Here is an 11,068-nt window from a genome sequence, read left to right on the forward strand (position 1 = left end):
TGCAAGGGGCCTGGCCTGTCACGGATAAGGCTAGCGGGTGGGCTTGGAGGATCGGAAATCCGGTCCATTCTGCGGATCGGTCGGGTCGATGTCCGCGCTGATCGCGTCCCACAGCACGCGGCCGGACTGGGGGTCTTCCTCCAAGTCCTCGCGCACCTTCTCCCGGCGCACGGTTTCCTTTTCGTACTTGTTCTGCCGCGGCGAGTCCTCGCCCGGCCGGGCGATCAGCAGCACCCCGCCGGCCAAACCGAGCAACGCGGCAGCGAGCGCCAACCCGGGGCCTGCCACCAGCGTCGTGGCGGAGGTGATTTCGGCCCACTGCGCGATCGCCGGGGCGGAATTGCCCTGCTGCGCTTCGTCCGCGCCTGCGGTGAGCAGGGCGTGCACGCGCTCCGGGTCCGCGCCGCCAGTGAGCAGACGCACGGCCGGCACTGCCAGGCCAACGGACGCCGCGGCGCAGATGGCGCCGATGACGCGGCGGCCGAGGCGTCGTAAAGCAAATGCCGCGACCATGCCGGCGAGTAGCAGCACCGCAATCGCGCCGGTTTCCGTGGACCAGTCCGCGCCGTTGACGGTTGCCTCGCCGCCGCCGGAGATGTCGTCGACGAACTCGGCGCGCACCCAGTCCATCCGCGAGCTGATCCAGGTCAGCGCGCCCGCGACGCCGAGTGCGATAGCCCCCTCGCGGGCGGCCTTCTTGTCCGGTTGTGCTGCTGTGGTCATGCGTTAGTCCTCCTCGCCCGCGTCAACGTGTACTTCCCGAATCGCCTCCATCACCGCGGCGTGGGCCTTGGCGGTGCCGACCACTGCCCCGACCTTGCTGGGCTCCCACGGCGTGCCGTCGCCGGCGGTGGCCACGGCCCCTGCGCTGCGGGCCAGCAGGATGCCCGCGGAGTTGTCCCACACGTGCGGCGAAAAACTCACCGCGGCCTGGTAAATGCCTTGGGCAGCGAACGCCAGGTCGATGCCCACCGAGCCGGAAATCCGCGGACGCAGGTGCGCCCGGGTCAGTTCCCCTGCCAGGTCCAGGCGCCGGTTGGACGGCATGCGCCTGCGGTCGCGGGAGAACAGGGAGCCGACGCCGACGTGCGGCGCGGACGCGGCCTCGTTCACCGGCGGCAGCGCGGCGCCGTTGAGGTGGACCGGCTGGCCGTCGATGGCCGTCATGCGCATGTCCAGCAGCGGCGCGTCCACCACCGCCACCACAGGCTGCCGCTCCACCAAAAGCGAGACCAGGATCGCGCAGTTGGGGTTGCCGGTGGAATAGTTCGACGTCCCGTCGATGGGGTCCACCACCCAGCAGGCGTGCTCGTCCAGCTCGCCGCCCTGCTCCTCGCCGAACACGCCGATGCCGGTGGCGCCGGTGAGCTTGTCGCGCAGCAGCTCCTCTACCGCCAGGTCCGCGGCGGTGGCGAAGTCGCCGGAGCCTTTGTGCAGCGCGGGCGCGGCGCCGAGCTCGTCGACGAAGATCTCGCGGGCAGCGTCGACCGCCGCCTCCGCGGCCTCGAGGTGCTCCGTCACATCCGTCATCGTGCTACCCCAGCTGCGCGATCCAGTTGCGCAGCACGCCGGCGCCAGCCTCGCCCGAGGTTTCGGGGTGGAAACGCGTCGCCCACAGCGGGCCGTTTTCCACCGCGGCCAGCACCTCGCCCGCCCAGCTCAGCTTCGGGTAGGCGATGAACTCGTCTTCTTTCAGCTCGAAATCGCGGGCGCCGGTCGCGGCGTTGAACTCAAACTCCTGCGCCCGATCCAACATCAGCGAGTCTGCCGCGGCCGCAACCTCCGCGCGCTCCACGGGGGCATCAAGCTTCTCGACGCCTCCCGGCCACTCCCCGAACCCAGCCGCGCCGTCCGCACCGCGCTCAAACAGCGCGTCCATGGCCGCGCCGACGACAAGCACCGGCCGCGAACCGGCGAGACGCTGCCCCACAACGCGGTCAACCTGGGCCTTGCGCAGCGCGCGCAGCGCCTCGGCGGCGTCGCCAGAGGCGGCAATGACCAGCCCGTCCACGGCGACGGCGTGCGCCGGGTCCGAGGTGATCTCAGCGTTCACACCTGCAGCCCGCAGCGCATCGCTCAACGCCGCCACCGCGGGGTCCGCGCCCGCGAACGGGTCGAACACCGCCACAGCGGGAGTTGTCGGGCCGGGGGTTGTCTCGCTCATAGGTGCGTAGTCTAGCTCCCGCGCCGCCTACTGGCGCTTGCGCGGGTAGGGCCGCGGCACCTGCACGGACTTCAGGCGCGCGGACAGGTTGTTCACTTCCACCACGCGGTGGCGGCCCAGCTGGCGGTCCAGCAGCGTGATAGCCAGGCCGATGGTGATCACCGCAGAGGCGATGCCGAACACCGGGGCAAACGCCATCTGCGCCACCAGCATGCCGTAGAACGTGGAGCCCAACCCGGTGCCGCCGTCGAAGCCGATGTTCCAGATTGCGGAGGCCTCCGAGGTCTTGTGCCGTGGCAGGCGGTAGAACAGCATCGTCAGCGCCTCGTTTTGCACCCCGCCGAAGCCAGCGCCGTAGAACAACGCCGCGATGAGCATGGTCCACGCGGGCAGCTCCATGGACAGGATCATCGCCATCAGCGCCACACCGATGGCGGCGATGATCTGGCACGGAATGATGACGCTGCCCGGGTAGCCGCGGCGGTCCATGATCCGGCCGGCCACGTAACGCGCCACCATGGCTGCGAAGTTGAGCACGGATAGCATCACGCCCGCCAGCGCCGCGCCGGAGACCGGGTCGAGCTCGCGCATGGACACCGGCAGGAAGTTCGTGATTGCGCCGTAGGCGGTGGTGACAAACATCAGGGCGAGCGCCGGCACGAGCGCGAGGTGCCACATGGGCACGCGCACGCTCTGCTGCGTTTCCGTGTCCGGGTCCGCCGGCGGGATGGGCGGGATGGCCATACAGGCCACCAGCGAGATCGCGCCGATGCAGGCGGCGATGATGTACACCGCGTCGTAGCCAATCTTGTCCACCAGCGCCAGGCCTGACGGCAGCGCCACCATCTGCGCCAGGCCGACGACCATGCCAAAAATGCCGGTTGCGCTGCCCAACAGGCGCAGCGGCACCAGCTCGGCGATAATCGCCGCTTCCGCTACGGACAGCGCACCGAAGCCGATGCCGCGGATCGCACTGACGGTCAGCAGCGGCACCGCGTCCATGCCGAGCATGTAGCCGAACGCCGGAATGCCCAACAGCAGCGAGGAGATGCCCAACACCCAGCCGAAGCCGAACGTTTTTAACGCTTTGGGGGTGAAGATTTGGGTGATCACGGTGGCGAGCATGAACACGCCCGTGGAAAGCCCGGCCAGGGAGGCGGGTTGGCCCGCGTCGATCACGGCGGTGGGCACCACCGGCAGCAGCAGCGCCCACGCCGCAAACGCCGCGGCCACCGCAACGAGCACGGGGATCAGGCCGCGGGCGCGCCACACGTTGGTCAGCGATTCAACCTCGCTGCGGCTTAGCGGCTTTTTAGACCATGCCATCTCACATCACCTCCATAAGCGCGAGGGCTGCGAAGAGCAGGGCCATGACAGCTAAAAGCGCAAGCACCGCGGTAAATGCACGCGGCGCTCCGCGTTGGTAGCTGGACCACACTCCGCCGACGAGAAGCCCCGCCACAAGGCTGAGCACCACCACCAAAATCGGATTCCCGACAGCGGACACCGCAAAGACCTCCTTTTCAACCGAGTCGATTCCGCCGACATTGTAGACGCTGCGGCGGAATCCACGGGCGCTGGCTTCGCACCGGGCGTTATGCTCGCTGTATGGGAAAGCACGCTGCACCTGTGGGCCGCCAGCGCCCCGGCGAGGTCACTCTCGAGCGCGTCGCTGCCGTCTTGGAGGGCCTCGGTTTCGAACCGATGGTGCGCCCGGACCGTCTGGTCATCGGCGCGCACGCCTTCACCGTGGCGCTGTGGGTGGACTACTCCCGCCCGATGTCGCTGGTCATCGACACCGCGGAGCGCATCCCCACCGACTTCGAGCACGCGGGCGCACTCGCCCGCTTCATCAACACGTGGAACCACGACCGGGTCGGACCATGGGCGAGCTACCGCCTGATGGAGTCCGGGGATGTGTGCGCGCGAATGCGCCGCGGGGTGCACGTCAAGCATGGGCTTAGCGACGATCAACTGGCCGCCGAATTGGTCGACACCCTCGAGCACGCTAACGCTTTCTACCGGCGGCTGCGTGAACGCTTCCTCGATGCCGGATTGGACCAGCCGCTGCCGCCGCAGCTCATGCGCGCCCAGGACACCGCCGTCCTGTTGGGCCGGCATCCCCGGCTGCGCCACTTGCCGCGCGGCGGCCGGCAGGAGGTAACCACCGCGCCGGAGCTCTACAAGGTAGTGGAGGGCCCGGCAGGCGAGATCGCGCCGGTGGACATCAGCGACCTGACCGACGCGTTGGAGCAGCTGGATTTCCGCTACGGCGTGGACGAGGACGGCGTGATCGCCACCGGCGTCAACGGCGTGGCGTTCGCGCTGACTATCGACGGCGAACCGGGGCCGCGCTACGCCCGCGTGACTGGCATGTGGGACACCGGCCGCGACGCGCTCGAGGCGTTCTTGCCGCTGTGGCTGGTGTGCAACGACGTCAACGAGCGCACCTGCGCCACCGCCGCCTACCTGCACGAGTTCGACGGCGCCGCCCACATGCACGCCGAGTCCACCATGCTCGTGGCTGAGGGCGCCGCACCGGAGCAGGTCGGCGAGTTTGTCATTTCGGCGATGGCGGCGTGCCTGGCGGCCATCGACCACGTCAGCCAGCAGACGGCAGGCCACTCCGTGGTGGATTGGCCCGGCAGGCGCTAGCTAGCGCTCGTCTTTGGTGTAGGCCAGAAGGTTCGCGGTCCAGTACACCAGCACCGCGGCGAACGGGCCCGCCGCCCAGGCTGCGCCAGGGCGCACGGGCGGCACGATGGTCAGCGTGTCGCCGCCCGAAAGCGCATCGGGCGACGGGAGGGGGTGGACAAGCCCCACAAACCAGCCGCCGAAGATGTAGAGCGCAACCGCGGCTATGGCGCTGACGACGCCGGCCCAGAGCAGCCAGGCCACCGACCCGCGGACTTTCCCGCGCTTGGCGGCTATCAGCGCTACCGCCGCCACCACAACACCGGCCAGGGTGGTGAGCAGAGCGAACGAGCCGAAGCCGGCGAACTCGGCGTTGACGGGGCTTTGCGCCTGGTCCACCCGCAGGCCGCCGCCTTCGACCACGCCGACGTAGGCGGGCCGCACCAGCGCCCACACCCCGCCGCCGAGGATGCCCAAAACGCAACCGAGCGCCAGGAGCCCAGCTCCGGCGCTCAGTGCGGACTTGCGGGTTAGTTGCACAGCTTCCAGCGGCCGTCTTCCTTCTGGAAGATCATGGTCGAGGTTTCCTCGCCGTGCTCGCTCCTCGCGGTCAAGCTTGCGGACGCGCGGTCGCCGTCGATGCGCACATCGTCCAGGCTGACCTCGGTCTCGGGCAGTTCGATGCCCTGGCCCTGCTCCTCAGCGAGGCGGCTGGCTTCCTGGACCTGCTCCAGGCTCATGCCCTGGCGCTCCAGCTCCTCGAGCATCGGCTCGGTCACGGCCTTGCAGGAGTTTTCCAAGATGGTCGGGGTCCAGTCCGCGAACGAGCCCGGGTTCAGCACGGCACGGGCGGTGTCCTCCATCTCCCGGCGGTCGTCCTCGCTGCCCTCCTTACCGTTGGCCAGCGGCTCGTTGGTGTTTTCCGGCATGCCGCTTTCAAACGGGTTGGCCAGTGTCGGCGGCTGCTCCTCGCCGCCCTGCGCCTGGTCGGACTTCTTCTTGTCGTCCTTGTTTTCCTTCTTCTTTTCCGTCTCGGAGCTCTTCGAGGTCTTTTCCGTCTTCTCTTCGGACTTTTCAGACTTCTCGGATTTTTCCGCAGAGGTTTCCGTGGAAGAGTTCGCGGCGGACGCCTCAGGTGCCTCGGCGGCGGTGGAAAGGCCGCCGGAGGTGCCTTCGTCGTCGGACCCGCACGCGGCGAGCGGGAGCACGAGGGCGAGCGCCGCCGTCGTTACTGCCATGCTCTTCTTCGTTTGCAACTTCACGGTATACCTGTACCTCTCGTTGTCGGACCCGCCCGGTAATTCGGCACGGGTTGGCACCAGCGACTGTTTCCTTCTTCGTTTTTCGGTATCAACAATGCAGTCGCGGTGAAGACCTGTCAGAAATAGTACCAACTACTCACTGTCGCTCCCGTTGGACATCTATACAAGCATTCTGGAGGGTTTCTGTGAGTCCGCGTAAAGCCATTTTGGTCACTCGAAGACGCCGCGCGTCTATGTTGGAGGAATGCAGTTAACCCGTGAGCGCATCACCGGCGCGGCGTTGGCCATCCTCGCCGAGTACGGGCTCGCGGACGTGTCCATGCGCCGGGTGGCCACCTCGCTTTCCGTCGCGCCCGGCGCGCTGTACTGGCACATTGCCAACAAGCAGGAACTTATCGCCTCCATGGCGGAAGAGATTGTGCAGGAGCTTTTCGACGGCCCCCTGCCGGACCCCGCACGCTTAAGCGGCGAGCTGCGCGAAGCGCTCCTTTCCACCCGCGACGGCGCGGAGGTCGTGGTCGCGGCGGTCAGCCAGCCCGGCTCGCAAGTGCAAAAAGAGTTGGAAACCAGGTTCGCGGCGTCGGTGAGGGCGTGGCTGGGCGAAGCTGCGTCGACAAGCAATGTGCGCGTCGCGGCCCGCGGGTTGCTGCGACTGACCTTAGGCGACGCGGCGGTGCAGCAAGCCGCCGCGCAGCTGGCGCAGGCGACCGGGGCGGACGAGGAGTCGGACGGCGCGGACGAGCACGCCGCGGCGGTGGCCTTCCTGCTCGACGGCCTAAAGCGAAGTGCCTCAGCGGGCACTAAGCTGTGGCCCCATGAGTGAGACCATCGTCTGGCCCGGTTCCTCCTACCCCCTGGGCTCCACGTTCGACGGCGCAGGCACGAACTTTGCGCTGTTCTCCGGTGTCGCGGAGAAGGTGGAGCTGTGCCTCATCGACGACGACGGGGCGGAGACCCGCATCCCGCTGGAGGAAGTGGACAACCACGTCTGGCACGCCTACCTGCCCGGCGTGAGCCCGGGCCAGCGTTACGGCTACCGCGTACACGGGCCGTGGGACCCGCATAACGGTAAGCGCTGCGACCCGAACAAGCTGCTGGTGGACCCGTATGCGCGCGCCTTCGACGGCGAGTTCGACCAGCACTCCTCGCTGTTTTCCTACGACGTGCACGCGGACGAGCCGGGCACGGGTCGCAACGAGGAGGACTCGCTGGGCCACACGATGCTGTCCGTGGTGATCAACCCGTTCTTCGACTGGGGCGACGACCGCGCGCCGAAGATCCCCGAGGGCGAATCCGTCATTTACGAGTGCCACGTCAAGGGCATGACGCAGACTCACCCCGGCATCCCGGAGGACCTGCGCGGAACCTATGCCGGCATGGCGCACCCGGTGATGGTGGACTACCTCAAAGACCTGGGCGTCACCGCGATTGAGCTGTTGCCGGTGCACCAGTTCCTGCAGGACGACCGCCTCAGGGACCTAGGCCTGCGCAACTACTGGGGCTACAACACGTTCGGGTTTTTCGCCCCGGAGAACAACTACGCCTCCTCCACCGCCCCGGGCGACGCGGTCGCCGAGTTCAAGCAGATGGTGCGTACGTACCACGAGGCGGGCATCGAGGTCATCCTGGACGTGGTGTACAACCACACCGCCGAGGGCAACCACATGGGGCCCACCATCGCGTTCCGCGGCATCGACAACGAGGCGTACTACCGGCTGGTGGACGAGGACAAGTTCCACTACATGGACTACACCGGCACCGGAAACTCCTTCAACGTGCGCTACCCGCACTCGCTGCAGCTGATCATGGATTCGCTGCGCTACTGGGTCACGGACATGCACGTGGACGGCTTCCGCTTCGACCTCGCCTCCACCCTGGCCCGCGAGTTTTCGGACGTGGACCGCCTGGCCACCTTCTTCGACCTGGTGCAGCAGGACCCGGTGGTCAGCCAGGTCAAGCTCATCGCCGAGCCGTGGGACGTGGGCGAAGGCGGATACCAGGTGGGCAACTTTCCCGCCCTTTGGAGCGAGTGGAACGGCAAGTACCGCGACACCATGCGCGACTTCTGGCGCGGCGAGGACTCCACACTCGGCGAGTTCGCCTCGCGCCTGACCGGTTCGTCGGACCTGTACCAGCACAACGGCCGCCGCCCCACCGCGTCGATCAACTTCATCACCGCCCACGACGGGTTCACCCTCAACGACCTGGTCAGCTACAACGACAAGCACAATGAGGCCAACGGCGAGGACAACCGCGACGGCGAAAGCCACAACCGCTCCTGGAACTGCGGCGCGGAAGGTGACACGGACGACCCGGAGGTGTTGGACCTGCGTGCTCGCCAGCGCCGCAACTTCTTGACCACCCTGCTGTTGTCCCAGGGCACCCCGATGCTCGCCCACGGCGACGAGATCGCCCGTACCCAGGGCGGCAACAATAACGTCTACTGCCAGGACAACGAGATCGCCTGGATGGACTGGTCCACGCTGGAGGAGGCGTCCGACCTGCACGACTTCACCCGGCGGCTGATCGAGCTGCGCCGCGACCATCCGGTGTTCCGCCGCCGCCGCTTCCTCGCCGGCGGCGCGCTGGGCGACGATGAGCACGACCGCGAGATCGCGTGGCTCACGCCTGAGTGCACACTGATGACGCAGGACGATTGGAATACCCCGTTCGGTCGTGCTCTGATGGTGTTCTTGGACGGCGACGCCATCGCCGAGCCGGATGCGCGCGGACAGCGCGTGGTGGACGATTCCTTCCTGCTGATGTTCAACGCCCACTACGAAGACATCGACTTCACGGTGCCGGGCGCCGAGTTCGGCGACGAGTGGGAGGTTGTCGTGGACACCACCGAACCGCTCGGAGTGCGCGAGAACGCGGAGCCGGTCCAGCCCGGCGCGGCTGTGACCGTGGGCCAGCGTTCCACCGTGGTGCTGCGCCGCACCCAACCACCCGCAGGCGAAGGAAATTCGGAGGCCAGCCACTAATGATCACCGCGCACGGCGCAACGTTGACCGTGACCAACGAGGCACTGACCCTCACCCCCACCCCGCTCGCGGCGTCGCTGCAAGGCAGTGGTAGCTCCCGCGAGGTGGCCATCGCCGACATCGCCGGCGCCACCTCCGTTAAGGGTGACGCGTGGACCCGCTCGCGCGTGGACATCGACACCGGCGGAGACGCCTTAGCCGTCTGGTTCGCCCCCGGCGACGAGGAGGGCCCGAATGAGCTTTGCAAGCTTCTCGACGACGCACGGCACGGCCACGCCCCCGCCACCGGCACCGTGACCGGCGGCGCCGGCATCCCGGGCTTTTCCTTCGTCGGCTTCGACGTGGAGACCGCGAACCGCCGCTGGGGCTCGATCTGCCAGATCGGCCTGGTGAAGATCGTCGACGGCGAGGAGGTGGACCGTGCCTCCTGGCTGTGCAAGCCGCCTGCCTCTTTGGCGCAGTTCGAAGAGGGCAACGTGGCCATCCACGGCATCACCGAGCAGGATGTCGCCGACGCGCCGGACGTGTGCGACTGCATCCCGAAGATGACCGAGTTCGTCGGCGGCCTGCCGCTAGTGGCGCACAACGCCCAGTTCGACGCGTCCGCGCTGCGCGACGCCTGCCAGGCCTCAGACGTAGAGGTGCCCCAGATGCTGTTCGCCTGCACGCTCGCCCAGGCGCGCGCCACCAAGCTGGACGTGGCCAACCATCGCCTGCCCACCCTGGCGGAGCACTTCGGCATCACGCTGGATAACCACCACGACGCGTGCGAGGACGCCGCGGCCTGCGCCGGCGTGATGGTGGGCCTAGCGCGCCAGGCCGGCCACACCGGCAGCCTGATGAGTTTTGTGCACGACTCCGGCTTCACACTCGGCTCCATCGACGCCGCGCGCGTGACCCCGGTGCTTCGCGACCGCTCCGGCGCGGGCCGCGCGATGCAGGCGGAGAAGGCGGCCCAGGGCGGCGTGTCCGCGGCCGTGGCCGCATCGGCGGCGCCGCAGGGGTCGAATCAGGCGGGACCGGCGAAGCCGTCGCCAAGCAAAAGCCCCCAGCGGCCCTGGCAGTCCGTGGCCACCCCGGACACCGTGCCGGAGCCGAACACCGACGCGGACCCGAACTCCCCGCTCTACGGCGAAAACGTCACGCTCACCGGCGAGTTCGAGCCGCACGACAAGGGCGAGTTGTGGCAGAAGATTGCCGAGCAGGGCGCGCAGGTGGGCAAGAACGTGACCAAGAAGACCACCGTGCTGGTGGTCGGCGAATGGGCGACGGTGACCTCGAAGGAAAAGCGCGCCCGCGAGCTGATGGACAAGGGCCAGGACATCCAGATCTGGCAGGCCAGCCAGCTGCTTGAGGCGCTGGGGCTAGACGAACAACCGCCGTTTTAAAACAGTTTCGGCCTCGAGGGAACCGGGGCGGGTGCGGCTGCGTCTAAGTAGCCATGCAGCTTCTTCAACCAGCACCCGTTTCCGCCACGGCGGTCACCTTGCGGCTTGCACGTTTGGACACCGCGGAAACTCGCGCGTGCATCGCCGCCGGCTTCGGCGCCTCCACCGCATTCATCAGCCTGTCACCCGGCCTGGTGTGCGTGTTCGACTCACCCACCGCCACCGGGCTGACGCACCAGGAGGTCGGCGCCGCGGGTGTGAGCGCCCACCAGCTGTGGAACGCCGCGGCCGAGCAGCTAGTCTCGCGCGCGCAGCGCGAGCACGGCGTGGAGTTTCTGGTGCGCTGCCCCAGCGCCGCGCTGGACTTTGAGACGCTCCCGCGCGGCTTCGAGGTGGACGGCCACGGCTCCCCCGCCGCCTGGTGGCTTGCCCACCCGCAGCCCTTTACCCTGCTGCACCGCCACTTCGAGGCCGTGCTGCGTCCGGAGACTGGGCTTGTCTACGCCACCCGCGACGGGCGCGAGCTGTTCGTCTTCGACGCTCACGCCGAGGATGTGGCGCGGTGCCTGCCCGGCGCGGACGTGCTGAGCTACTCCGTAGGCTTTCCCCTGCTGTACGGCGGCCAATCCCGCTAGG

General features: G+C 68.0%; 12 protein-coding genes. 5 read left to right on the forward strand and 7 right to left on the reverse strand.

Features of this window, described 5'->3' with window-relative positions; translation table 11 throughout:
• Window positions 1–30: 30 nt before the first annotated feature.
• The 5 genes from H0193_RS04205 to H0193_RS04225 are packed head-to-tail and all read right to left on the reverse strand — an operon-like array spanning window position 31 to window position 3,671.
• The gene (locus tag H0193_RS04205) at window positions 31–723 is read right to left on the reverse strand and encodes a TIGR02234 family membrane protein (RefSeq protein ID WP_181888696.1); all 693 of its coding nucleotides are present in this window, start codon (window positions 721–723) and stop codon (window positions 31–33) included.
• A gap of 3 nt (window positions 724–726) precedes the next feature.
• Window positions 727–1,530, reverse strand: coding sequence for an inositol monophosphatase family protein (locus H0193_RS04210; protein ID WP_181888697.1), 804 nt, complete (start codon window positions 1,528–1,530; stop codon window positions 727–729).
• 4 nt (window positions 1,531–1,534) lie between these two features.
• Window positions 1,535–2,164, reverse strand: a complete 630-nt coding sequence (locus H0193_RS04215; RefSeq protein WP_181888698.1) for a type 1 glutamine amidotransferase family protein — start codon at window positions 2,162–2,164, stop codon at window positions 1,535–1,537.
• A 27-nt stretch (window positions 2,165–2,191) separates the two neighbouring features.
• On the reverse strand, window positions 2,192–3,490 hold the full coding sequence (locus H0193_RS04220; RefSeq protein ID WP_181888699.1) for an MFS transporter: 1,299 nt from the start codon (window positions 3,488–3,490) through the stop codon (window positions 2,192–2,194).
• 1 nt (window position 3,491) lies between these two features.
• The gene (locus H0193_RS04225) at window positions 3,492–3,671 is read right to left on the reverse strand and encodes a hypothetical protein (protein ID WP_051106355.1); all 180 of its coding nucleotides are present in this window, start codon (window positions 3,669–3,671) and stop codon (window positions 3,492–3,494) included.
• A 101-nt stretch (window positions 3,672–3,772) separates the two neighbouring features.
• Here H0193_RS04225 and H0193_RS04230 point away from each other — a divergent pair, with 101 nt between their 5' ends.
• Window positions 3,773–4,819 (forward strand): YbjN domain-containing protein, encoded by a 1,047-nt coding sequence (locus tag H0193_RS04230; RefSeq protein ID WP_181888700.1) that lies wholly within the window; start codon window positions 3,773–3,775, stop codon window positions 4,817–4,819.
• Here the strand turns inward: H0193_RS04230 and H0193_RS04235 are convergent, their stop codons facing one another.
• Both H0193_RS04235 and H0193_RS04240 read right to left on the reverse strand, forming a co-directional pair.
• A complete protein-coding gene (locus H0193_RS04235) occupies window positions 4,820–5,338 on the reverse strand; it encodes a hypothetical protein (protein WP_181888701.1) in 519 nt (172 codons plus the stop codon).
• Window positions 5,329–6,036: a nuclear transport factor 2 family protein gene (locus tag H0193_RS04240; RefSeq protein ID WP_181888702.1), complete on the reverse strand. Its 708-nt coding sequence runs from the start codon at window positions 6,034–6,036 to the stop codon at window positions 5,329–5,331. The genes H0193_RS04235 and H0193_RS04240 overlap by 10 nt, the downstream gene beginning before the upstream one ends.
• A gap of 268 nt (window positions 6,037–6,304) precedes the next feature.
• Between H0193_RS04240 and H0193_RS04245 the strand changes: the two genes are divergently transcribed.
• The 4 genes from H0193_RS04245 to H0193_RS04260 are packed head-to-tail and all read left to right on the forward strand — an operon-like array spanning window position 6,305 to window position 11,067.
• Window positions 6,305–6,883, forward strand: coding sequence for a TetR family transcriptional regulator (locus H0193_RS04245; RefSeq protein WP_181888703.1), 579 nt, complete (start codon window positions 6,305–6,307; stop codon window positions 6,881–6,883).
• The gene (gene glgX, locus H0193_RS04250; RefSeq protein ID WP_181888704.1) at window positions 6,876–9,044 is read left to right on the forward strand and encodes a glycogen debranching protein GlgX; all 2,169 of its coding nucleotides are present in this window, start codon (window positions 6,876–6,878) and stop codon (window positions 9,042–9,044) included. Before H0193_RS04245 ends, glgX begins: the two co-directional genes overlap by 8 nt.
• Complete coding sequence (locus H0193_RS04255; RefSeq protein WP_181888705.1) at window positions 9,044–10,432, forward strand: exonuclease domain-containing protein; 1,389 nt, start codon at window positions 9,044–9,046, stop codon at window positions 10,430–10,432. Before glgX ends, H0193_RS04255 begins: the two co-directional genes overlap by 1 nt.
• A gap of 53 nt (window positions 10,433–10,485) precedes the next feature.
• Complete coding sequence (locus H0193_RS04260) at window positions 10,486–11,067, forward strand: hypothetical protein (protein ID WP_181888706.1); 582 nt, start codon at window positions 10,486–10,488, stop codon at window positions 11,065–11,067.
• The last annotated feature ends 1 nt before the right edge of the window (window position 11,068 follow it).

It is taken from the genome of Corynebacterium haematomassiliense, assembly GCF_013978595.1.
Taxonomy (GTDB): Bacteria; Actinomycetota; Actinomycetes; order Mycobacteriales; family Mycobacteriaceae; genus Corynebacterium; species Corynebacterium lehmanniae.

Excerpts from the sequence above, each read along its gene's own strand:
- H0193_RS04205 (WP_181888696.1), bottom strand. The coding sequence starts at position 723 with ATGACCACAGCAGCACAACCGGACAAGAAGGCCGCCCGCGAGGGGGCT.
- H0193_RS04210 (WP_181888697.1), bottom strand. The coding sequence starts at position 1,530 with ATGACGGATGTGACGGAGCACCTCGAGGCCGCGGAGGCGGCGGTCGAC.
- H0193_RS04215 (WP_181888698.1), bottom strand. The coding sequence starts at position 2,164 with ATGAGCGAGACAACCCCCGGCCCGACAACTCCCGCTGTGGCGGTGTTC.
- H0193_RS04220 (WP_181888699.1), bottom strand. The coding sequence starts at position 3,490 with ATGGCATGGTCTAAAAAGCCGCTAAGCCGCAGCGAGGTTGAATCGCTG.
- H0193_RS04230 (WP_181888700.1), top strand. The coding sequence starts at position 3,773 with ATGGGAAAGCACGCTGCACCTGTGGGCCGCCAGCGCCCCGGCGAGGTC.
- H0193_RS04240 (WP_181888702.1), bottom strand. The coding sequence starts at position 6,036 with ATGGCAGTAACGACGGCGGCGCTCGCCCTCGTGCTCCCGCTCGCCGCG.
- H0193_RS04245 (WP_181888703.1), top strand. The coding sequence starts at position 6,305 with ATGCAGTTAACCCGTGAGCGCATCACCGGCGCGGCGTTGGCCATCCTC.
- glgX (WP_181888704.1), top strand. The coding sequence starts at position 6,876 with ATGAGTGAGACCATCGTCTGGCCCGGTTCCTCCTACCCCCTGGGCTCC.
- H0193_RS04255 (WP_181888705.1), top strand. The coding sequence starts at position 9,044 with ATGATCACCGCGCACGGCGCAACGTTGACCGTGACCAACGAGGCACTG.
- H0193_RS04260 (WP_181888706.1), top strand. The coding sequence starts at position 10,486 with ATGCAGCTTCTTCAACCAGCACCCGTTTCCGCCACGGCGGTCACCTTG.